The following is a 21706-nucleotide window of genomic DNA, read 5'->3' as shown; positions in this document are numbered from 1 at the left end:
CCCACAGATCGCAACATGAATTTGATAACGGGTCCGCATTTGTTTGCGGACAATCCGAACGGAGAAACGTCATGACAGCCAAAGCTGTTTGTCTTGGGGAACTGCTGATTGATTTTGTTCCGACTGTGACCGGTACCGGCCTTGCCGATGCGCCTGCCTTTGCCAAGGCCGCGGGCGGTGCACCGGGAAACGCTGCTGTGGGATTGAAGCGTCTGGGCATTGATACCGGCTTTATCGGCAAACTTGGCGATGATGCCTTCGGGCATTTCCTTGTGGATACGCTCAAGGCCGATAATGTTGATACATCGGGTATTGTTCTGACCAAGGAAGCGCTGACCGGATTGGCATTCGTGTCGCTTCGTGCCGATGGCGAACGCGAATTTTCATTCTATCGCAGCCCGTCGGCGGACATGTTGCTGTGCCCGGCCGATCTTGATCGGGATATGCTGACATCAACTGATCTGTTCCATTACGGAACCCTGTGCATGATCGATGATGATCCGCGCGCCGCCACCCTTGAGGCCATCCGTATCGCGCGCGAAAACGGGGCGATCATTTCATGTGACCCGAACCTGCGCCTGCCGCTTTGGCCGAGTGTGGAAAAGGCGCGTGAAATCCTGCGGCTTGCGATCAGTCAGGCCGATGTCGTCAAGATGTCGGATGAAGAAATCATCTTTGTATCGGGCAAGGAAGACCTGGAAGACGGCATCAAGGATCTTTGGTGTGACCAGTGGCGTGCACTTGTCGTGACCTATGGCCCCAAAGGATCGCGCTTTATCACGCCGGAATTTGACGGTTTCGTTCCGTCATTTGACGTAACGGCGGTGGATGCCACAGGTGCCGGGGATGGATGCACGGCGGGATTCCTGTCGCGTTTGCTGAAAGACCCGGAACTTTTGGGGTCCGAGGAAAAGCTGATTGCGGCATGTAGCTTTGCCAATGCGGTGGGGGCGATTACCGCCACCAAGCGCGGGGCCATCAATGCGCTTCCGACCGAAAAGGAAGTCGAAGACTTTCTTTCAGCGCGCTAAAGCGCCAGCAACAGGAATGTCGTGGTATCCGCATAATCTTGCCACGACATTCTGCAAACTGTCCCACACATGGTTTGAACAAGATGCTAGTCTGCGGGATCGCGACTGCACTGTTTTGGTGTGTAATACGTTGAACAAGGCCGAGGGTGGTGATGTCCGCTGACAAACTGACTGCAAACTGGGAAGAACTGGATCAATTGGGCGCGGAGGTTTCCGGGAAACTGAACCTGCGCCAGGCTTTTGCCGATGATCCGGCACGGTTCGAACGTTATAGCGCCGCGCTTAATGACCTGTTTGTCGATTATTCGAAAAACCTGATCACCGATGATGTGATGGCCGCCCTTGTGCGCCTGGCCAAGGCTGCGAATGTCGAAGAATGGCGCGACCGGATGTTTGCCGGTGACAGGATCAATGTCACCGAAAACCGTGCTGTTTTGCACACGGCCCTTCGCAACCTGGATGGTGGCCCCGTCAAGGTTGACGGCGAAGACGTCATGCCGGCCGTCAAGGAAGTGCTTGCACGGCTTAAGGCATTTGCCACGCGTGTTCATTCCGGCGAATGGAAGGGCTATACAGGCAAGAAAATATCCGATGTGGTCAATATCGGTATTGGCGGATCCGACCTTGGCCCGGTGATGGTCAACGAGGCACTTCGCCCGTTCCATATTGATGGCATTCGCTGCCATTTCGTTTCAAATGTCGATGGCGCGCATATTGTCGATACGCTCAAGGATCTTGATGCGGAAACGACCCTTTTCATCATTGCGTCCAAGACTTTCACCACTGATGAAACCCTGACCAATGCCTATTCCGCCCGTGACTGGCTGGTAAAGGCGCTGGGGGATCAAAGCGCGGTCGCCAAGCATTTCGTGGCGGTTTCAACCGCCCTTGAAAAGGTCGCGGCATTCGGAATTGATACCGATAATGCGTTCGGGTTCTGGGACTGGGTCGGCGGGCGTTACAGCCTGTGGTCGGCGATTGGTTTGCCGATCATTCTGGCTGTCGGCTATGACAAGTTCGAAGACCTTCTGCGCGGTGCGCAATCGATGGATAACCATTTCAAAACCGCACCGGCGGAAACCAACATTCCAATGATCCTGGCCCTGATCGGGGTGTGGTATCGCAATGTTCTGGGCGCATCGAGCCAGGCCATCCTGCCTTATGATCAGCATCTTTCGCGACTGCCGGCCTATTTGCAGCAGGCCGATATGGAAAGTAACGGCAAATCGGTAACCCGCGATGGCAAGGCGATTGCCTATGAAACCGGTCCGATCATCTGGGGCGAGCCCGGCACCAACGGGCAGCATGCGTTTTATCAGCTGATCCATCAGGGCACCGAACTGATCCCGGTTGATTTCATTGTTGCAGCCAATGCGCTCCATCCGCTTGGCAACCATCACGACAAACTGGTGTCGAACTGTCTGGCGCAGGCCGAAGCATTGATGCGTGGAAAGACCGAGGATGAAGTGCGGGCAGAACTGGCGGGCAGTGACCTTTCCCCGGCCGAGATTGATGTTCTTGCCCCGCAAAAAGTATTTGCCGGGAACAAGCCCAGCACCATGATCCTGTATAAGCAGCTTGATCCATTCACCCTTGGCCGGTTGGTGGCGATGTATGAACATAAAATCTTTGTTCAGGGCATCATCTGGAACGTCAATTCCTATGACCAGTGGGGGGTCGAACTTGGCAAGCAGCTTGCCAAGGAGTTGCTGCCGATGGTCGAAGGCAAGGAAGACGCAGGTGCGCGTGACGCATCAACAGCGGGCCTGATCAAGCGTCTGCATGCTTTGCGCGGGTGACTGCTAGTCCCCGTCATCGGGGATCAGACAAAGCCGATAGGCACCGGAAGGGCGGTTTTGGCCATGGCTGATACCGCCCTTTTGATATTCAAGTAGCCCTTCGGCGCAGAGCTGTTCGGCAACCTGATGAATGCGCGGCATCAGATCGGTCCAGTTTTTGCCAAATGATCGGGCGACCTCGGACGGGCAGATGGATTTGTCCGCACCGCGCCGGGCGGCAAATGACAGCATTCTTTGGCGCAAAACCGCATAGGTTGGCCGGGTTTCTTCGACATCATCAACCATCATGACCCTGCACCATCATGCTCAGGTGATCTTTTGTGAGAACGGCTGTTGCGGCATCGGTCGGAACAGTATTTGACGTCCTCCCAACAGGTTTTCCATTTGCGTCGCCACGAAAATGGCCGGCCGCAGGATAGGCATGTCTTTGACGGCAAATGCGCCTTGGCACGGAGTGATCCGTTGGCATTGCGGGGCATGGCATTACCGGGTCGTATTTATCCGATCAGGGTTTCAATCATCGCATGGGCGGCAGACTGACCGCTGCGCCACGCGGCTTCGACCCGGGCACCAAGACACCAGTCCCCGGCGGCGATCACGCGCCCGTTCATACCGTTCAGATGGCTTGAACCCAGTGGCTGTTCGGTTCGCGCATAGCGCCAGCGATGGGCCTGCACCGAATGCAATTGCGGCAGTTTGACGCCACTCACATCGCGCAGGGCAGCCAAAAGATTTTCAATTACGCGGTCCTTGTCATCTTCGAGATGGTCGCGCGACCATTGCGGACTGGCATGAAGAACCCAGGGGTCGGGACGGCGCCGGTGGAACAGATCATCTGACTGTGTGCTGCGTGCTGCCCAACTGATTGCCGGGGATGGATGCAGCATGGCATCAAATGCCGTCGGAAGTGGCTGTTCAAAGGCCGCCATCACCGCCCAGCAAGGTGCGGTAACCACGTCACCAATCGCGTCATAACGCGCTGAAAGTGGCCGCAACAATTCAGCCGTCTGCGGGGCAGGGGCCGTTACGATAACCCCGTCAAACGGGCCGAATTCCCCGTCCAGATCGTCATGAAGAACAAAGCTTTTTCGATCAAGCTGTTCAATTCTGGTGATGCGGTGCTGTTTGTGAATGGTAAAGGCATCGACAAGCGGGCTGATCAGTTTGTTCATTTGCGGCGCGCCCTGATACCAGTGATCAAGCGCAAGGTTCCCGGCACTTTGCATGGCGGGAATTTCGCCATGATGCAGGTTCGGTTTCCAGTTCTGGGCGGCGTTATGCGATGCGGCCTGTTCCAGATAGGCGACAAAACCGGGATGCCGGGCGGTAACATATTGCGCACCGTGATTGAAATGACCGAAATCGGTTCGCCGTGATGCCAGTCTTCCGCCCAGACCACGGCTTTTTTCAAAGACGGTTACGTCCATTCCGACCTTGTGCAAAGTGCTTGCAGCTTTCAGTCCGGCCATGCCTGCGCCGATGATGGCGATGCGGATTGATTTCATCTGACAGCCCCGATGATGTGGTGTTGCGACAATTCAGCGGTTTGATTCTGATACGCAAGACGGGGCGGGTTGGAGCAGTCATTGCCACAAGATATTTATGAAACTGTCACGCCCGGGTCATCAAACCGTTACAACAAATCAGCAGGTTGTCTGATCTGTCGAACCATTTACCAAGGGGGAATTATGCGTTCTTCATTGATGGCAACTGCTGCTATTTCCGTACTTTTGACGGCCTGTGCCGGTACTAAATCAGATCACGCGATGATGACCGAAAGTGTTGCCAACGCGGGCGCACACCCGATCAAGATTGTGCCGATGGGCGAATATCGCACCGGCATGCTCGACGAGGGTGCCGCAGAAATCCCGGCATTTGACCCGGTGTCCAAACGCATCTTTGTCGTCAATGGCGCGGACAAGGCGATTGATATCCTTGATATGTCAAACCCCGACAAGCTTTCCAAGCTTGGCGCACTTGAACTTGCGACCTGGGGCAAGGGCGCAAACAGTGTTGCGGTGAAAAACGGGGTCGTTGCCGTCGCGGTCGAGAATGAAAACAAGCAGGCCCCGGGCAAGGCGGTGTTTTTTGATACCGAAGGCAACTTTATCGCATCGGTAACAGTCGGTGCATTGCCCGACATGATCAAGTTTTCGCCCGATGGCAAATATGTCCTTGTTGCCAATGAAGGCGAACCCAATGACGCATTCACCAACGACCCGGAAGGCAGCGTTTCAATCATTTCGATTGCCGGTGGCGTCGATGGTTTGAGCGATGCCAATGTGCGCACGGTTGACTTCAAGTTCCTGAATGATGCGGAACTGCCATACGGTATGCGGACATCCAACCCGGGTACGTCAAGCGTCGCCCAGGATATCGAGCCGGAATACATTGCTGTTTCAGGCGACAGCAGGACCGCCTTTGTGTCGCTTCAGGAAAACAATGCAGTCGCCATCATCGATATCGAAACCGCGACGGTCAAACATGTGGCCGGTCTTGGTTTCAAGGACCATTCGGTTCATGCCTTTGATGCCAGTGACAAGGACGGCAAGATCAATATCCGCACCTGGCCGGTGATGGGCATGTATATGCCCGATACCATTGATGCGATTGAGATTGGCGGCAAGGACTGGATCCTGATCGCCAACGAAGGCGATTCCCGTGACTATGACGGTTACAGCGAAGAAACCCGGGTTGGCAAACTGACCCTTGACCCGGTTGCCTTTCCGAATGCTGACACTCTTCAGAAAGACGAAAATCTTGGCCGGTTGAAAACGACAACCGCACAGGGTGACACCGATGGTGACGGGGATGTTGACGTTATTTACAGCTATGGCGCGCGGTCATTCTCGGTTCTGAATGCCAGCGGTGAGATGGTCTTTGATAGCGGCGATGCGTTCGAGCAGGTGCTGGCGGCGAAATACGCCAATGTCTTTAATTCGTCAGACACCGAAAATTATAGCCGTGACAATCGTTCCGACGACAAAGGCCCGGAACCCGAAGGCATTGCTGCGGGGTATGTCAACGGCGTTCCTTATGCCTTTATCGGCCTGGAACGGCAGGGCGGCTTTATGGTCTATGACCTGAGCAATCCGGCCAACCCGCAATTTGTCACCTATCACAGCGATCGCCGTTTCTCGGGCAATCCCGAAGCAGACACCGCAGGCGAACTGGCACCCGAAGGCATGCAGTTCGTTGATGCCAAGGACAGCCCGACCGGGAATGCCATGCTGGTGATTGCGTCCGAAGTATCGGGCAGCACCAAGGTCTATGACCTGAAATAAAACCCGATGAGACGCATCGGGCAGACACAGGGAAAGCCGGGTTCAGCCCGGCTTTTTCTTTTATGATCAGGTCATGGTAAAATGTTTCAATCCGAAGGCAATATGGACTAAACTCCGCGCACGGTCAGGAACATGACCGATTGATAAAGGGGAGTTCGGGACTCTGACTACGCGACGTGAACCTCATATTCTGGTTGTCGATGATGATCAGGAAATCCAGAAGCTTTTGAAAAAGTTCCTGCTGCAGCATGGTTTTCGCATCACGACCGTTTCAGACGGCAACGAGATGCACCGTGCCTTGCGCGACTGGAAGATTGATCTGGTCATTCTGGACATCATGCTGCCGGGCGAAGACGGGTTTGCGTTATGCCGGGATGTCCGGCGCACATCCAAGGTGCCGATCGTGATGCTGACAGCGGTGGGTGAGGATACCGATCGTATTCTGGGGCTTGAACTTGGTGCGGATGACTATTTGACCAAGCCGTTCAATCCCCGTGAACTTCTGGCCCGTATCCGGGCGGTGTTTCGCCGGTTTGAAACCGGTGCCGTCGGGCCGACCGACAATGAAGTAGCCCCGACCCAGCGTATTATTTTCGGTGAATGGACATTGGATATCGGATCACGTGAATTGCGCGATGCCGATAATGTAGCTGTGCATCTGTCGACCGGTGAATTTTCATTGTTGCTGGCACTGGTGAAAAACAACAAGCGGGCGCTGTCGCGTGAACAGCTTGTTGATATTGTCCGCGGGCAAAGTTCACTGCCATTTGATCGCAGCATCGACATCCAGATCAGCCGTCTGCGGCGCAAGATCGAAAAAGATGCGAAAAATCCCAAACTGATCAAAACCGTTCGCGGGATCGGGTATCAGTTCTGCGCCGATACACAGACGCTTTAGGACTGTGTGATGGCGGACATGTTCGCACAGTTCAGTGATTATCTAAGACGCTACAAACCGCGTACCTTGGGTGGGCGGATCTTTATGCTGATGATGCTGGGCGGCGTGATCATTGCCGTGCTGAGTGCGTTGGCATCCTATTATGTCATTGAACGCAACGAACGGATCAGCCGGGCCTATACGCTGGGCTTTACCATTCGTGAGCTGGCCCGCATTGCCGACAATCCCGAATTTGAAGCCAATATCGTCGATATTGCGGCGCGCGATGGCATGGCATTGCGGATCTTGCCAGCCGATGATCTTGGCACGTTGCTTTTGTTTTCAAGGCCAGCACAACATATCGCCATGCCGGTGCGACTGGCCAATACCGGTTGGCCAACTTCGGTCAAGGTTCATTTCCTGCGCGGGCGCCTGAGTTCCGAACAACGTGCCACCATCGAGGCCACCGAAAACCCCAGCCTGTTTTTTGCGGAATTATCGCGCGAAATGGCGCGTCTGGGACTGGAAGCCCAGCTTGAAATCATGATGCCGTCGGGCAAGCGGCTTTTGATCAGTCATGATGAATTATGGGCCAGCTATTCATCGCCATCGCTTGTGTTTCTGATGTTTCTGATGGGGGTGGTTGCGGTTCTGGCCGTCTTTGCCGCCCTTGCCGATTTGCTGGCCGGACCGTTCAAAAAGCTGACCGCAGCGATCATTGCCCATGGGGACGAGGTCGATGGCCCGCCGGTCGAAGAACGCGGTCCGACCGAAGCCCGGTCAATGGCCGCGGCCTATAACGATTTGCGCGAACGGATTTCGCGCATGCTGGGCGATCGTACCCGCATGCTGGCGGCAATTTCGCATGATTTGCGCACACCGAGTACCCGCCTTCGTCTGCGCGCCGAATTCATTGAAAATGATGAATTGCGCGAAACCGTTCTGCGCGATCTGGATGAAATGGACAGTCTTTTGAATGATGCGCTCGATTTTCTGGGCGACTGGATTCAGAAAGAAGAAGAACGCACCGTTGATTTCGTTTCCGTGCTTGAAGCGATTTGTGATGACTATGCCGATCTTGGCCGTCCTGTCAGTTTCGACGGTCCGCAGCCATTGCAGTTTTCATCGGTTCATACGGTGTTTGGCGGCGGGGATGAGCCCCATTCATTTGATGGCAAACGCAGCATTCGATTGACCTGCCGACCGGGGACATTGAAACGCGCCTTTACCAACCTGATTGAAAATGCCCTGAAATACGGTCATCGCGCCAAGGTCAGTCTGGAAGCAACAGCGGACAATGTTCTGGTGACCATCCGTGACGAGGGGCCGGGCATTCCTGTCGAACATCAGGACAAGGTTTTCCTGCCATTCTATCGTGTCGAAGGATCGCGTGCGCGCAGCACCGGGGGCAGCGGGCTTGGACTGTCGATCGTCAAAACCGTGATTGACGCCCATGACGGACGGATCAGCCTGCGCAATATGCCTGGCAAGGGGCTTGAGGTCACCATATCGCTGCCGCGGCGGATCATTGCGGCCAACTGAACCGGATGGCAGAAACAAAAAAAACGGTCCGCATATTCGGGCCGCTTTTTTAATGACCGGCAGGTTTGACGCGCCGGTAAAAGAAGAATGGCGGGTGGCCCCCAGAACCACCCGCCAGTCAGATCAGATCCGCAACTCGGTTTCCGGGTCAAACAGACTGATCTGAGACATGTCGGCCGAGAAGGTCATGCTCTCGCCCGGTGTCGGTGCGCGGTCCGGACGGACACGTGCGACGATTTCTTTGCCGGCAATGTCGATCACTGTCATGGTGTCGGCACCGGTCGGTTCGATCACTTCGACCTTGCTGTCGAAGTTGACATACTGGCTGCCCGGTTCGTCTGAGCCGGTGCGCTTGTGTGTCAGGCCTTCCGGGCGGATGCCAAAGACGACTTTCTTGCCGACATAGGCCTTGTAGCTTTCCGGTGCTTCGAACAGCGGCAGGGTAATCGGACCGCCATCACGTTCGATGGAAACGGCAAGCTTGCCACCATTGTCGATCAGGGTCGCATCGACAAAGTTCATGGACGGCGAACCGATGAAGCCGGCAACAAACATGTTGTTGGGGCGCTCATAGATGTTCTGCGGCGTATCGAACTGCTGAAGAATACCGCCTTTCATGACCGCGATGCGCGATGCAAGCGTCATGGCCTCGATCTGGTCATGCGTCACGTAAACGATGGTCGAACCAAGACGCTGATGCAGTTTCTTGATTTCGGTCCGCATATCAACGCGCAGCTTGGCATCAAGGTTGGAAAGCGGTTCGTCAAACAGGAAGATGTCCGGATCACGCACAAGCGCACGGCCCATGGCAACGCGCTGGCGCTGACCACCGGAAAGCTGCGACGGTTTGCGATCCAGAAGCGGCTCGATCTGAAGCAGCTTGGCGACATCGGCAACGGCCTTGTCACGTTCCTGTGCCGACACACCGCGGATTTCCAGACCAAAGGTGATGTTCTTGCGAACCGTCATGTTGGGGTACAGCGCATAAGACTGGAACACCATGGCGATGTTACGGTCTTTGGGGTGTACGTCGTTGATGACGCGGTCACCGATGCGGATTTCCCCGCCGGTCGAGCTTTCCAGACCGGCAATCAGGTTCAGAAGGGTCGATTTACCGCAACCTGACGGACCGACAAGGACGAGAAACTCGCCATCTTCGATTGCCAGATTGATTTCCTTGAGAACTTCGACAGGGCCAAAGGCCTTGCGAACTTTATCGAGGGTGAGTGATGCCATTTGCTTATCCCTTCACCGAACCGGCGGTCAGGCCGCGGACGAAGTATTTGCCTGCCAGGACATAAACCAGCAATGTCGGAAGACCGGTCAGCAGGGCTGCTGCCATATCGACATTGTACTGTTTCACGCCGGTAGTGGTGTTGACGATATTGTTGAGTGCGACTGTCATCGGAGCGTTTTCGCCAGAGGCAAAGGACGCGCCAAAGAGGAAGTCATTCCAGATCTGGGTGAACTGCCAGATGACCGAAACCACGATGATCGGGGTCGAAATCGGCAGAATGATGCGCCAGAAAATGGTGAAGAAACCCGCACCGTCAATGGTGGCTGCCTTTACCAGTTCATCCGGGATCGATACGTAATAGTTCCGGAAGAACAGGGTGGTGAAGCAAAGGCCGTAAACGACATGGACCATAACAAGGCCCGGGGTCGAGCTGGCAAGGCCGAGCTTGCCAAGAACCTGTGACATCGGCAGCAGAACGACCTGGAACGGAATGAAGCACCCAAACAGCAGGAGTGCAAACACGATGTTGGCACCTTTGAACCGCCATTTGGTCAGTGCATATCCGTTGATCGCACCAAGGAAGGTCGAAATCAGAACGGCGGGGATCGCCATTTTGACCGAGTTCCAGAAATAGACTTTGATCCCGGTGCATTCCACACCGACGCAGGCTTCGTTCCATGCATAATTCCATGCATCAAACGTCACCACCCGCGGCAGCGAAATCAGTGATCCTTCGCGGATTTCGTCAAGCGACTTCAACGATGTTGAAATCATGACGATCAGCGGGAACAGATAATAGGCTGCGAACAGGATCAAAACGAGATAGAGCAAGCCGCGCAGCACGGTGTTTTTCCAGCCTGCGTCGTGGCTATAGGTCTGAAGATCAGCCATTTTTCTTGCCTCCGCGCAGTTCGGAATACAGGTACGGCACAATGATTGCCATAACGGTTGCCAGCATCATCATTGCACTGGCCGCGCCAACACCAAGCTGGTTGCGCTGGAATGCCATGGTGTACATGAAGGTTGCCGGAAGATCCGATGCGTAACCCGGACCGCCACCCGTAAGGGCGATGACCAGGTCAAAGCTTTTGACGGCCAGATGGGCCAGAACGACGATCGCACTCAGGAAAACCGGGCGGATCGACGGAATGATAATGCCGAAATAGATACGGGGCAGGCTGGCACCGTCCATATAGGCTGCGCGAATGATGTCCTGATCGACGCCGCGCAATGCCGCAAGGAACATTGCCATGACAAAGCCCGATGCCTGCCAGACAGCCGCGATCACAACCGTGTAGATCGCCATGTCCGAATTGACCAGCCAGTCGAACTTGAAGCTCGTCCAGCCAAAATCATGCATCATGCTTTCAAGGCCAAGGCCCGGATTGAGAAGCCATTTCCAGACGGTACCGGTCACAATGAAGGACAGGGCCATCGGATACAGGAAGATCGTGCGAAGTGCGCCTTCGGCGCGAATACGCTGATCAAGAAGAACTGCCAAGAGGCACCCGATGATCAGGCAGGTCACGATAAACAGACCGCCAAAGACCAGAAGGTTTTCAATGGCAACATGCCAGCGTTCCATTTGCCACAGGCGTTCATACTGTCGCAGGCCTGCCCAATCCCATACAGGAAGCATGCGCGACTTGGAAAACGCCATATAGCCCGTCCACAGGATAAACCCGTAAACGAAAAACAGGGACGCAGCAAAGGACGGTGCAACAACGATCTTGGAAAGATGACGCTGGATGCGGGCCGTCAGGTTGCTTTCGGTGCTTTGAGAAGCCCCCATACCCTTTGCCTCAAAAGTTAAAGTAGCGGGAAGCAGGCCCCGGAAACCGGGACCTGCATACGATTCAGTCGATAAGACTGTTCAGATCAGGTGAGATTAGTCTTTGGCCAGTTCAACAGCTTCGACCAGACGCGAGACGGCTTCGTCAGACGACATGTCGGAGTTGAAGTGGGCGGTGACAACGTCAACGATCGCACCGGACAGGTGGCCGCGAAGTGCCATGCCGTGTGCCATGGACGGCAGGAAGCCACCAGCTTCCTGGGCTGCCAGAAGGTCAGCTTCGGATTTCTTGGCGCAATCGTCGAACTTGTCGAGCGAAACACCAAGACGTGCCGGGATCGAACCTTTGAGAAGGTTGAAGGTTTCCTGGAACTTCTCGCCAACGATCAGTTCAGCAAGCAGTTTCTGGCCTTCGACCTTGTCGTCACCCGAAACGTTGAACATTGCAAAGCTGTCAACGTTGAACAGGTAGCCGTGCTCAGACGGGGTTGCCGAGCAGATGAAGTCTTTGCCCGGTACTTTGCCAGCAGCAAGGAATTCGCCTTTTGCCCAGTCACCCATGATCTGCATGGCAGCTTCGCCATTCATGACCATTGCGGTTGCAAGGTTCCAGTCACGACCCGGGAAGTCGGCATCGACATAACCGCGGATTTTGCGCATCTGGTCGAACACCGCTTTCATGGTGTCGGATTTCAGAGCGTCTTCGTCGAGATCAACCAGGGCTTTCTGGAAGAATTCCGGGCCGCCAAGGCCAAGAACGACGGTTTCAAAGACGGTTGCGTCCTGCCACGGCTGACCGCCATGGGCAACCGGGGTAATACCGGCAGCTTTGAGCTTGTCAGCAAGGGCGTTGAACTCGTCCCAGGTTTTCGGGGCTTCGGTCGCGCCGACTTTTGCCAGAAGGGTCGGGTTTGCCCAGATCCAGTCAACACGGTGAATGTTTACCGGAACAGCAACATAGTCGCCTTCATACTTCATGACGTCCTGAATCGCCGGCGGGATAACCTTGTCCCAGCCTTCCGCTTCGGCAACGTCATTGAGATCAGCAAGCGCACCCTGTTCAGCCCAATCCTGGATCGCCGGACCTTTAAGCTGAACAGCAGCCGGTGCGTCACCGGACAGAACGCGCGAACGCAGAACGGTCATGGCCGCATCGCCGCCGCCACCAGCAACCGGGCTATCGACCCATTTGCCGCCTTTGGCTTCGAAATCTTCTTTAAGTGCAGCAACAGCTTTCGCTTCGCCGCCCGAAGTCCACCAGTGCAGAACTTCAGCAGTCGGCTCTGCATGTGCAAAGCTTGCGGTTGCGAGTGCAGAAATCGCCACACCGGTGGCGAGGATGGTTTTGCGCAGATACATTTAGGTTTCCTCCCTGGCTTTGAACCATTTGCAGCGACAACATGCTGTGAGAGACCGTTCAATGCATCCACAAAACTGTAACAGGGCGTTTCCAGAATGCGAACTGAAACAATTTGTTACAAAAATGATTTGGTAGTCAATCATCATATTGCAGGGCAGCAAAAACAATTAGAGCGTTTGTCAGCATCAAAGATGTTCCGGACCGTCACAAGTGCCGGAAAATTCAAGCATATTGGTATGGTTTACGATGTGATCCGGCACAAATGAAACCTGTTTTACACCATTTACCGGTTTTGACTGATCTGTTGTCGGTCGACAAAACGGGCGATCCTGTTTGCCCGACGTCAAATCGGTCATCAATTTCGCGAAAACAGATGTCATTTCCGTCAAAATAAAGCTGATATTGCCTGTGGTTGCCAATGTTTTGCCGCGCCGCGGTACATTTTGGCGGGGCGTCCGTTGGCTGAAAACACCTGTGAAATATGCATAACTTCGGGGTTTCGTGGCCGATCAGCCGTGGTCACGGGTTTATATGTGACAAAATGGAACAGATGATATGCAAACTTTGGCAATTGAGGATTGAGTGACCCTTGGGCATATTGCATTGCGAAACTACTGAGGTGAATGCGCCAGACAGTTGGAGGTGAGCTCCAAGGCAGCATTCGAAATTTGTAACCCAAGGAGGTTCAACATGTTCCTGTCCAGTATTCTTGTTGCTGTTCGCCGTTGGGCCTATGCACGCTCGGTTGCGAATGAACTTTACGGCCTCGATAAGCGCGATCTTGATGATGTCGGTATTTCTCACTGGCAGATCAAAGACGTTGCTCGTAAAGCAGCTCGTGACGCGATTGCATAACGCCAGCGCACTTTAGGCACCCGTTCATCGGGATTGCCAATGCGGAAGCCGGACATCAGTCCGGCTTTTTGTGTTTTGGGCGACAGTTTCGTCTTTTGGTAATTCAATCTTTTGGCATCCAGTCCAGGGCAGCCTGTTCTGTCATCAGCTTGCCGTTCTGGTTCGGAACGGGGAAACCCGCCCGGCTTTGGGTTGATTTCCGGGATTTAAAACAGTGTTGCCTGCTTTGGCGGATTTGAAAAATCACCTTTATCAAGACGGTTCAGGAACTGTTCGGCCTGCGTGATCAGGTCGCGCTTTGTCTCGTCTTTCATTCGGGCCCAGTTACGATATGGCATGCCGAGGCGGGGATTGTTGCCAAGCGTATCGGCATTGCGATCCAGAAAATGCCAGTAAAGCGCATTGAACGGGCAGGCGTCCGGCCCGGTGTTTTTGCGCGGATTGAACTGGCATCCCTGACAATAGTCCGACATGCGATCAATGTATTTTCCGCTGGCCGCATAGGGTTTGGACGCCATAACCCCGCCATCGGCATAAAGCGCCATGCCAAGGGTGTTTGGCAATTCAACCCATTCAAAAGCATCGATATAAACAGCCAGATACCAATCGCACACGTCCTTGACGGACAGACCGGCAAGCAGGGAAAAGTTACCAATCACCATCAGGCGCTGAATATGGTGGGCATAGGCATTGTTCAGCGTTTCGCCGATTGCATGACGCAAACAGTTCAGTGAAACGTTCCCGTCCCAGAAAAAGGCCGGCAGTGCCCGTCCGGCATTGAAATGATTACGCGTGGCGTAATCCGGGCCCATAAACCAGTAAAGACCGCGCACATATTCCCGCCAGCCAAGAATCTGTCGAATAAAGCCTTCGACCGCATTCAGGGGCGCTGTGCCGTCATGATAGGCACGCTCTGCTGCCCGGCAGACTTCGTCGGGCAGCAGCAATCCGATATTGAGATAGGGACTGATCAGGGCGTGATAAACGGTCGCACTTTTGACCGTCATCGCATCCTGATAATCGCCAAAGCGGGGAAGGCGAGTGGTGATGAAATGATCAAGTACAGCCAGCGCATCATCGCGCGTCACCGCCCATCCGAATGAACAGGCATCTCCGATGGCATCGGGGAAATCTGTGTCAACGCATTCCAGAAGATCGCGGGTTATCTGATCTGGTGCAAAGGATATTGGTTCAGGCGGTGTCACATCGTCGGGCAGGCGTTTGCGATTGTCGTGGTCAAAGTTCCATTTGCCCCCGACCGGCGTGCCATCGGGTTCCATCAGAATGCCGCTTTCGCGCCGCAGCCCGCGATAGAAATATTCCATCCGCAATTCTTTGCGATCGCGTGCGAAATCCTCGAACGCGCCAAGTGTCGCAAAGAAGCGGTCATCGGGGCGAATTTCAAGTTCCGCATCAAATTGCGTTTCCCAGCCCTCTATTTCCTTGCGAACCCGCCATTCTCCGGGCTCGGTGATGATGATTTTCCGGCAATTATACTGATCAAGGGATGACCGCAGTGCTTTGCTGAAGCTGTCGCAGGGGCGGGTTTGATAGTCATGATAATCGACAATGAAGCCTTCTTGGCGCAGCTGATCTGCGAAATGGCGCATTGCCGACAGGATCAGGACGATCTTTTGTTTGTGATGGGGGACATAGGTGGCCTCCTGACGCGGTTCGGCCATGACAATCACGTCGGTCTGCGGATCTGCATCGGCAAGACTTGAAACAGAGCGCGTCAATTGATCGCCCAATACGAAACGAATGGTCTGACAAGAAGGCATTTTGATCCCGGTACAGGCTGCGTGAATGCGGTTACGAGTCGTACGGATCAGGGGCGGTAAAGGATCGCATTCAGGTGGTTTTTTGGCGAAGCGATTTTCATTCGCAGGCCCAAATCTGCGAATGATTTTTAATCAAGCAGTGTAAATGAAGAATTTTAAGGAAATCGCCTAAATTATTGATAATGGTAATCAAAGGCGCGTTTTTCTCTTGAAACGGGTGGGGGCTGTTCCCAATATCTTGGTAGCCCAACCCATCAGGAGAGCCATGATGAAAGGTGATCCCAAGATCATCACATATCTTAATCGCATTCTGACCAATCAGCTGACTGCGATTAACCAGTATTTCCTGCATGCCCGGATGTTGCGCGACTGGGGCGTCGAAGAAATGGGCGAATATGAGTACAAGCTTTCCATCAAGGAGATGAAACGTGCCGATGACACGATCGAGCGCATTCTGTTCCTTGAAGGCCTGCCCAATCTTCAGAACCTCAATAAACTTATGATCGGCGAAAATGTCGAGGAAATCGTCAGTTGCGACATGAAGTTCGAACTGGCCTCCTTGCCGCTGCTGCGCGAAGCAATCACTGCATGCGAAAAATCCGAAGATTTTGTCACCCGTGATCTGCTGGTCAAATTCCTTGAAGAACAGGAAGAACATGTCGACTGGCTTGAGACCGAGGAGTGGCAACTCGAACATGTCGGTATCGCAAATTACATTCAAAGCCGTTCAGGCGACGGCGACTAACCAGATCAGGAGCTTAACGCCATGAAGGGTAGTAAAAAGGTTATTGCCGCACTGAACAAACAGCTGACTGCCGAGCTGTCTGCGGCCGACCAGTACAACACGCATGCCGAAATGTATGCTGACTGGGGCCTGCATTCGCTGTATGAGCGCATGCACCATGAAAAGGACGAGGAACTTGAACACGCCAAACGTTTGATCGAGCGTATCCTGTTCCTTGAAGGTGTGCCCGACACCGCATCGCGTGAACCGATCAAGATCGGCAAAACCGTGCCCGAGATGATGAAAAACGATCTCGAGCACGAATATCACGTGATCAACCTGCTTAAGGAAGCCATCAAAATCGCGGAAAAGGAAGACGACTTCCAGACCCGTCAGATGCTGGTAGGTTTGCTGGATGACAGCGAAGAAGATCACGCTTACTGGATCGAACAGCAGATCCGCCTGATCGATATGATGGGTCTGCAAAACTACATCCAGTTCCGCGCGGCCGGGGAACCGAACCCGCACGGCTGATCGAATTTGCGATCAACGCTTCAAAAGCCCCGGAATTTGTCCGGGGCTTTTTTTATTATAATTCAAAGTGTTACAGTCTTTTTTCGCATCGGAACTTTTCGGCTTGACCTTCCAGTTGCTGGAAGGTCTATCTTCCACCATATCAAACAGGGATGTGCGCCAAACGGCATTAAAGCCATGCGCACCCCGTCAACCCGGATTGAGGTGACAAGATATGGATAGCCGGATCGAAACAACCGATCACACCGCCCAAGGAAGTGCTGCCCAAGAAGGCACTACCCAGGAAAGCACAGGCAGTGGATCACAGGCACCGTCCGCGCAACAGGACGAAGTCAGTTTGCCGATTGAGGGCATGACCTGTGCCAATTGTGCCGGGCGCGTGGAAAAGGCGATTGCCGGTCTTGATGGCGTGACCGGCGTCGATGTCAATCTGGCACTGAATTCCGCCAATATCCGCTTTGACGGTAACAAGCTTGATACGGCAAAGATTGCAGATACCATCAAGGATGCCGGTTATAGCGTTCCGCAACAGCAGCTGTCTTTTGATGTTGATGGCATGACCTGTGCGAACTGTGCATTGCGCGTGGAAAAGGCTTTGGCCGCGATGCTGGGCGTCACATCGGCCAGCGTCAATTTCGCCCTTGAACGTGCTGATATCGACGCGTTGCCCGGCAAGGTCAATGATGCAGCGGTCATTCGCGCGATTGAGGATGCCGGGTATCATGCAACGTCGCGCAACACATCCGCGACGGGCGATAATGATGTGACCGACGGGCAATCCGCCGCCGACAATGGGCAGGCGCGCCGGTTTGACAAGTCACTTGTGATGCTTGCGGTATCGGCACTTTTGACCGCGCCGCTGGTGTTGCAGATGGTGTGGATGAATTTGGGTGTGAATTATCACCTGCCGGCCTGGCTTGAACTGGTTCTGGCAACACCGGTGCAGTTCATCATTGGTCAGCGGTTTTACAAAGGTGCCTGGGCGGCATTGCGCCATCGCAGTGCCAATATGGATGTTCTTGTCGCACTTGGAACGTCGGCGGCCTATTTCCTGAGTGTCTATAACATGGTGGTCGGCAAGCCCGGCGACATGCATCTATATTTCGAGGCATCAGCAGCGATCATTACCCTGATCCTGGCTGGCAAGATCATGGAAGAACGCGCCAAACGCGGTGCGTCCGCGGCGATCCGTGAATTGATGGCATTGCGCCCGCGGCGTGCGCGCAAACTGGTTGATGGTGCTGGTGAACAGGATGTCGCCATCGAAAGTCTGACGGTGGGGGATATTGTCCGTGTGCTGCCGGGCGAACGCGTTCCGGTCGACGGCACTGTGCATGCCGGTGAAAGCGAACTGGATGAAAGCCTGATTACCGGTGAAACCCGGCCGGTGGCGCGCATGCCCGGCGATGCCGTTGTTGGTGGTGCGGTCAATGGCACCGGTCGACTGGATATCGAAGTACGTGCGGTTGGCGATGACACCACGCTTTCGCGGATCATTCGATTGGTCGAAAAGGCCCAGACCGGCAAGGCGCCGGTGCAAAAACTGGTGGATCGTGTTTCTTCGGTGTTTGTGCCGGTGGTGGTTGCGATCGCCCTTGTGACCCTTTCGGTCTGGTTGCTGATGGGATACGGGGCAGAAGCATCCATCGTTGCCGCAGTTTCGGTGCTGGTGATCGCATGTCCCTGTGCGCTTGGTCTGGCAACCCCGACCGCCCTTGTTGCGGGGACGGGCAGTGCCGCGCGTAACGGGATCCTGATCCGCAATTTCGAATCCCTTGAGCAGGCACATAACGTTGATACCGTGATCTTTGATAAAACCGGAACCCTCACCGAAGGCACACCGACGGTCCGTGACGTTCGTGCGGTAAACGGGGTCGAACGCAATGACATGTTGCGTCTGGTTGCGGCGGTGCAGGCCGCAAGCGAACATCCGCTTGCGCGTGCGATTGTGTCATTGGCCCGTGACGAGGAAATGCAGATCCCCGATATCACCGATTTCAAAGGCAAAACCGGGGCCGGTGTCCTGGCCAGTGTCGAAAACCATTCGGTTGCAATCGGGACAGAGGCCCTGTTGCAGGATCAGGGTATCGCATCCCCACAACAGGCGATTGCCGATGAAATCAAACAGCATGAAAGCGAAGGCCGCACAGTTGTGCTGGTGGCGATTGACAGTGCGTTTGCGGGCTATATCACCCTTGAAGACCGCATTCGTGAAGGCGCCAAACAGGCGATTGCCGATCTTAAGGCGCGCGGCATTTCATCCATCATGTTGTCTGGTGACAGTCAGGATGTCGCAACCCATGTTGCCCGTGAATTGGGATTGGAGCGCGGAGAAGGACGTATTCGCCCGCAGGACAAGGCGCGCGAGGTCGAAAAACTGCGCAAGCAGGGCCGTCATGTTGCCATGGTTGGCGATGGCATCAATGATGCGCCGGCATTGGCGGCCGCCGATGTTGGTATTGCCATGGGGGGCGGTACCGATGTTGCCATGGAGACCGCGGGTATCACCCTGATGCGGTCGGATCCGGCGCTGGTGTCGGCGGCGATTGATATCTCGATCGCCACGCGCCGCAAGATCGCACAGAACCTGTTTTGGGCCTTTGCCTATAACGTGGTGGGTGTGCCGCTTGCCGCTCTTGGCGTTCTGAGCCCGGCGATTGCCGGGGCGGCCATGGCGCTCAGTTCTGTTTCGGTGGTCGGCAACTCTTTGACGTTGCGCGGCTGGAAAGTCCGGCGTTAAGGCGGGGAGACAGTTATGAATATTTCCGATGCAGCAACCCGGTGCGGGCTTCCGGCGAAAACCATCCGCTATTACGAGGATATCGGGCTGGTTACGCCAGGGCGGCTTGAAAACGGATATCGCGATTACAGTGACGATGACCTGCATAAATTGCGGTTTTTGCAACGTGCGCGCGGGCTTGGATTCTCGGTCGAGGATTGCCGTGTCCTGTTGTCGCTTTACGAGGATCGCAACCGCGCATCGTCTGACGTAAAGGAAATCGCCAAGGCCCATCTGAGTGAAATCGAACGCAAGATTTCGGAACTGCAAAGCTTGCAGAAAACACTTTCCGATCTTGTGCATGCCTGCCACGGCGATGATCGTCCGCATTGTCCGATCATCAACGATCTGGCGCGCTGAAGCGCGGGCCGTAAATCAAAAAAGAAAAGAGAGAGACCAAAGCGTGCAAAACAAAGGTGTTATGGTGCTGGGGGCCGCTGTCGGGGCCGCCATCATGTATGGAATTGTTTCCTTTTTCATCCCGCAGGCCGGGCCGCAACAGAACGTGGAATTGCACCCCGATGACCTGAAGGTCGTGGCCCTTGGCAAGAAAATCTATGACGCCAATTGTGCGTCCTGCCACGGCGTAAAACTGGAAGGTGAGGCCAATTGGCGCGAACGGGGTGAAGACGGTTTGCTGCCAGCGCCACCACATGATGAAACCGGTCACACCTGGCATCACCCCGATGCCCTGCTGTTTGCCTTGACCAAATATGGTCCGGCCGCAATGGCAGGGGATGGTTACACCTCGGCCATGCCGGGGTTTGAGGATGTCCTGAGTGATGAAGAAATCATCGCCAGCCTGTCCTATATCAAAAGCCGCTGGCCCAAGGAGGTCAGACAACGCCACGACCAGATCAACCAGTCAACTGCACAACAGCAATAGTATGCAGAGCAGACTGGTGTGGTCAGCGCGGCTGCATGAAACACCAAGCCCCGCACCGGACGACCGATGCGGGGCTTTTGTGTTGATATTCGGGATGCAGGGTTATCCGCGCGGCAGCGTGATGCGCACGGTTGTTCCTTTGCCCGGCGCGCTTTCGATGCTGAGATTGCCGCCATGCAGTTCGACCAGCAGCTTTGCCAGCGGAAGACCAAGTCCGGTCCCGGCACTTTCCTTGACCCCGGATGGGTGCAGCTGTGAAAAGCGGGCAAGTGCGCGCGGAATGTCATTCGGGCTCATGCCAACGCCATTGTCGGCAATTGCGATGGTGACGTCATCATCAGTGGATGTCAGATTGATCGTGATCGTGCCGCCATCAGGGGTGAATTTCGCAGCGTTGCTCAGAATATTGATCAGGATTTGTTTGAGCTTCAGCTTGTCACAGCGAAGGGTAAATCCATCCTGTGGCAAGTCGATCCGAAGATGGTGCTTGCGACGGGTGATGTCGTCACGAACCAGTTTGGCTGCTTCATTGATGACGATGCCAAGATCGGCGTCTTCGGCTTGAAGGGTCATGGATCCGGCCGACAGCTTGGACACATCAAGAACATTGTTCACAAGTTCAAGCAGGTGCTTGCCTGCTTCATACACATCGCGTCCGCAATCCCGATAACCATCGGGAATATCCCCCAGAACGGCCTGGGCGATCAGTTCGGAATTGCCGATGATCGCATTAAGCGGTGTACGCAGTTCATGGCCCATATTGGCGATGAAGTCGGATTTTGATGCATTTGCGTCGGCCTGATGGCGGGTTTGTTCCATCAGGGATCGCTCGGCTTGTTGCTGACGATCATTTTCCAGAAGCGTCATCAAAACCGCAGTACGTGTTTCATTGTTCTGGAAATATTCAAGCGGGGCGATCGAAAGATCGCAAACATGGCTTTCGCGAGATGCACCAACCAGAACAATATCACCGCGCCAGGTGCGGCCCGATGCGAACACGTCTTCGATATCGTTGATCAGGCCCTTGGAAAGAAAGCCGGCCTTGCGGCCCATCATGCGGTCGCGCGACACACCAATCAGGCGCGCGATGGCCTCGTTACACTGAAGAACAATACCGTTTCGATCACAGATGACAGCCGCATAGGGAAGGGCGTTCAAGACAACCTGATCGGCCAATGGCACACTGGTTGTGCCAATCGGTGTATTGCTGGTCATATCAGCCCCT

The 21706-nt window shown here is 54.6% G+C and carries 20 protein-coding genes; 11 read left to right on the top strand and 9 right to left on the bottom strand.

What is annotated here, in order from left to right; genetic code table 11:
- Positions 1-71 precede the first annotated feature (71 nt).
- Positions 72-1031: a PfkB family carbohydrate kinase gene (locus WA429_RS13540; RefSeq protein WP_287464916.1), complete on the top strand. Its 960-nt coding sequence runs from the start codon at positions 72-74 to the stop codon at positions 1029-1031.
- 152 nt (positions 1032-1183) lie between these two features.
- The gene (gene pgi / locus WA429_RS13535) at positions 1184-2830 is read left to right on the top strand and encodes a glucose-6-phosphate isomerase (RefSeq protein ID WP_287464917.1); all 1647 of its coding nucleotides are present in this window, start codon (positions 1184-1186) and stop codon (positions 2828-2830) included.
- Positions 2831-2833: 3 nt separating this feature from the next.
- Here pgi and WA429_RS13530 read toward each other — a convergent pair whose 3' ends face one another.
- From WA429_RS13530 to WA429_RS13520, 3 genes are read right to left on the bottom strand one after another with little or no spacing between them, the layout of a single operon-like run.
- On the bottom strand, positions 2834-3118 hold the full coding sequence (locus WA429_RS13530) for a DUF3253 domain-containing protein (protein ID WP_287464919.1): 285 nt from the start codon (positions 3116-3118) through the stop codon (positions 2834-2836).
- Positions 3115-3309: a DUF2256 domain-containing protein gene (locus tag WA429_RS13525; protein WP_287464920.1), complete on the bottom strand. Its 195-nt coding sequence runs from the start codon at positions 3307-3309 to the stop codon at positions 3115-3117. The genes WA429_RS13530 and WA429_RS13525 overlap by 4 nt, the downstream gene beginning before the upstream one ends.
- An 18-nt stretch (positions 3310-3327) precedes the next feature.
- Positions 3328-4335 carry an NAD(P)/FAD-dependent oxidoreductase gene (locus WA429_RS13520; RefSeq protein ID WP_287464922.1) on the bottom strand — a complete coding sequence of 336 codons (1008 nt, stop codon included), beginning with the start codon at positions 4333-4335 and terminating at the stop codon, positions 3328-3330.
- 183 nt (positions 4336-4518) lie between these two features.
- Between WA429_RS13520 and WA429_RS13515 the strand changes: the two genes are divergently transcribed.
- The 3 genes from WA429_RS13515 to WA429_RS13505 all read left to right on the top strand — a co-directional run bounded on the left by WA429_RS13515 (position 4519) and on the right by WA429_RS13505 (position 8533).
- Positions 4519-6114 (top strand): choice-of-anchor I family protein, encoded by a 1596-nt coding sequence (locus WA429_RS13515; RefSeq protein ID WP_287464923.1) that lies wholly within the window; start codon positions 4519-4521, stop codon positions 6112-6114.
- Between the two features lie 163 nt (positions 6115-6277).
- A complete protein-coding gene (locus WA429_RS13510; RefSeq protein WP_068517415.1) occupies positions 6278-7012 on the top strand; it encodes a response regulator in 735 nt (244 codons plus the stop codon).
- 9 nt (positions 7013-7021) lie between these two features.
- On the top strand, positions 7022-8533 hold the full coding sequence (locus tag WA429_RS13505; protein ID WP_287464924.1) for a sensor histidine kinase: 1512 nt from the start codon (positions 7022-7024) through the stop codon (positions 8531-8533).
- Between the two features lie 123 nt (positions 8534-8656).
- Here WA429_RS13505 and WA429_RS13500 read toward each other — a convergent pair whose 3' ends face one another.
- The 4 genes from WA429_RS13500 to WA429_RS13485 form a co-directional block, all read right to left on the bottom strand.
- Positions 8657-9769 carry an ABC transporter ATP-binding protein gene (locus tag WA429_RS13500; protein ID WP_068518891.1) on the bottom strand — a complete coding sequence of 371 codons (1113 nt, stop codon included), beginning with the start codon at positions 9767-9769 and terminating at the stop codon, positions 8657-8659.
- A 4-nt stretch (positions 9770-9773) separates the two neighbouring features.
- On the bottom strand, positions 9774-10661 hold the full coding sequence (locus tag WA429_RS13495) for a carbohydrate ABC transporter permease (RefSeq protein WP_068518892.1): 888 nt from the start codon (positions 10659-10661) through the stop codon (positions 9774-9776).
- Positions 10654-11562 carry a carbohydrate ABC transporter permease gene (locus WA429_RS13490; protein WP_068518893.1) on the bottom strand — a complete coding sequence of 303 codons (909 nt, stop codon included), beginning with the start codon at positions 11560-11562 and terminating at the stop codon, positions 10654-10656. The genes WA429_RS13495 and WA429_RS13490 overlap by 8 nt, the downstream gene beginning before the upstream one ends.
- A gap of 96 nt (positions 11563-11658) precedes the next feature.
- Positions 11659-12921, bottom strand: a complete 1263-nt coding sequence (locus WA429_RS13485) for an ABC transporter substrate-binding protein (protein WP_068518894.1) — start codon at positions 12919-12921, stop codon at positions 11659-11661.
- 691 nt (positions 12922-13612) lie between these two features.
- On the opposite strand from WA429_RS13485, the gene WA429_RS13480 reads away from it, so the two are divergent.
- Complete coding sequence (locus WA429_RS13480; protein ID WP_114097336.1) at positions 13613-13777, top strand: DUF1127 domain-containing protein; 165 nt, start codon at positions 13613-13615, stop codon at positions 13775-13777.
- Between the two features lie 206 nt (positions 13778-13983).
- On the opposite strand, the gene WA429_RS13475 is transcribed toward WA429_RS13480, so the two are convergent.
- Complete coding sequence (locus WA429_RS13475) at positions 13984-15558, bottom strand: cryptochrome/photolyase family protein (protein WP_287464926.1); 1575 nt, start codon at positions 15556-15558, stop codon at positions 13984-13986.
- Positions 15559-15826: 268 nt separating this feature from the next.
- Between WA429_RS13475 and bfr (WA429_RS13470) the strand changes: the two genes are divergently transcribed.
- From bfr (WA429_RS13470) to WA429_RS13450, 5 genes are all read left to right on the top strand, one after another.
- The gene (gene bfr, locus WA429_RS13470; protein WP_287464927.1) at positions 15827-16303 is read left to right on the top strand and encodes a bacterioferritin; all 477 of its coding nucleotides are present in this window, start codon (positions 15827-15829) and stop codon (positions 16301-16303) included.
- A 21-nt stretch (positions 16304-16324) separates the two neighbouring features.
- Positions 16325-16816 carry a bacterioferritin gene (bfr, locus tag WA429_RS13465; RefSeq protein WP_068518898.1) on the top strand — a complete coding sequence of 164 codons (492 nt, stop codon included), beginning with the start codon at positions 16325-16327 and terminating at the stop codon, positions 16814-16816.
- A gap of 214 nt (positions 16817-17030) precedes the next feature.
- The gene (locus WA429_RS13460; protein WP_287464928.1) at positions 17031-19556 is read left to right on the top strand and encodes a heavy metal translocating P-type ATPase; all 2526 of its coding nucleotides are present in this window, start codon (positions 17031-17033) and stop codon (positions 19554-19556) included.
- A gap of 15 nt (positions 19557-19571) precedes the next feature.
- Positions 19572-19955, top strand: coding sequence for a Cu(I)-responsive transcriptional regulator (gene cueR, locus WA429_RS13455; RefSeq protein ID WP_068518899.1), 384 nt, complete (start codon positions 19572-19574; stop codon positions 19953-19955).
- 43 nt (positions 19956-19998) lie between these two features.
- On the top strand, positions 19999-20481 hold the full coding sequence (locus WA429_RS13450; RefSeq protein WP_287464929.1) for a c-type cytochrome: 483 nt from the start codon (positions 19999-20001) through the stop codon (positions 20479-20481).
- A gap of 102 nt (positions 20482-20583) precedes the next feature.
- Here WA429_RS13450 and WA429_RS13445 read toward each other — a convergent pair whose 3' ends face one another.
- The gene (locus WA429_RS13445; RefSeq protein ID WP_287464930.1) at positions 20584-21696 is read right to left on the bottom strand and encodes a PAS domain-containing sensor histidine kinase; all 1113 of its coding nucleotides are present in this window, start codon (positions 21694-21696) and stop codon (positions 20584-20586) included.
- Positions 21697-21706: the final 10 nt, after the last annotated feature.

It is taken from the genome of Thalassospira sp. CH_XMU1420-2, from assembly GCF_037029325.1.
GTDB classification, from domain to species: domain Bacteria; phylum Pseudomonadota; class Alphaproteobacteria; order Rhodospirillales; family Thalassospiraceae; genus Thalassospira; species Thalassospira povalilytica.
Note: the sequence above shows the minus strand (reverse complement) of the source record. Positions and strands in the feature narration are given on the sequence as shown.

Coding starts and splice junctions, on each gene's coding strand:
- WA429_RS13540 (WP_287464916.1), top strand. CDS start 72: ATGACAGCCAAAGCTGTTTGTCTTGGGGAACTGCTGATTGATTTTGTT.
- pgi (WP_287464917.1), top strand. CDS start 1,184: ATGTCCGCTGACAAACTGACTGCAAACTGGGAAGAACTGGATCAATTG.
- WA429_RS13530 (WP_287464919.1), bottom strand. CDS start 3,118: ATGATGGTTGATGATGTCGAAGAAACCCGGCCAACCTATGCGGTTTTG.
- WA429_RS13525 (WP_287464920.1), bottom strand. CDS start 3,309: ATGCCCCGCAATGCCAACGGATCACTCCGTGCCAAGGCGCATTTGCCG.
- WA429_RS13520 (WP_287464922.1), bottom strand. CDS start 4,335: ATGAAATCAATCCGCATCGCCATCATCGGCGCAGGCATGGCCGGACTG.
- WA429_RS13515 (WP_287464923.1), top strand. CDS start 4,519: ATGCGTTCTTCATTGATGGCAACTGCTGCTATTTCCGTACTTTTGACG.
- WA429_RS13505 (WP_287464924.1), top strand. CDS start 7,022: ATGGCGGACATGTTCGCACAGTTCAGTGATTATCTAAGACGCTACAAA.
- WA429_RS13500 (WP_068518891.1), bottom strand. CDS start 9,769: ATGGCATCACTCACCCTCGATAAAGTTCGCAAGGCCTTTGGCCCTGTC.
- WA429_RS13495 (WP_068518892.1), bottom strand. CDS start 10,661: ATGGCTGATCTTCAGACCTATAGCCACGACGCAGGCTGGAAAAACACC.
- WA429_RS13490 (WP_068518893.1), bottom strand. CDS start 11,562: ATGGGGGCTTCTCAAAGCACCGAAAGCAACCTGACGGCCCGCATCCAG.
- WA429_RS13485 (WP_068518894.1), bottom strand. CDS start 12,921: ATGTATCTGCGCAAAACCATCCTCGCCACCGGTGTGGCGATTTCTGCA.
- WA429_RS13480 (WP_114097336.1), top strand. CDS start 13,613: ATGTTCCTGTCCAGTATTCTTGTTGCTGTTCGCCGTTGGGCCTATGCA.
- WA429_RS13475 (WP_287464926.1), bottom strand. CDS start 15,558: ATGCCTTCTTGTCAGACCATTCGTTTCGTATTGGGCGATCAATTGACG.
- bfr (WP_287464927.1), top strand. CDS start 15,827: ATGAAAGGTGATCCCAAGATCATCACATATCTTAATCGCATTCTGACC.
- bfr (WP_068518898.1), top strand. CDS start 16,325: ATGAAGGGTAGTAAAAAGGTTATTGCCGCACTGAACAAACAGCTGACT.
- WA429_RS13460 (WP_287464928.1), top strand. CDS start 17,031: ATGGATAGCCGGATCGAAACAACCGATCACACCGCCCAAGGAAGTGCT.
- cueR (WP_068518899.1), top strand. CDS start 19,572: ATGAATATTTCCGATGCAGCAACCCGGTGCGGGCTTCCGGCGAAAACC.
- WA429_RS13445 (WP_287464930.1), bottom strand. CDS start 21,696: ATGACCAGCAATACACCGATTGGCACAACCAGTGTGCCATTGGCCGAT.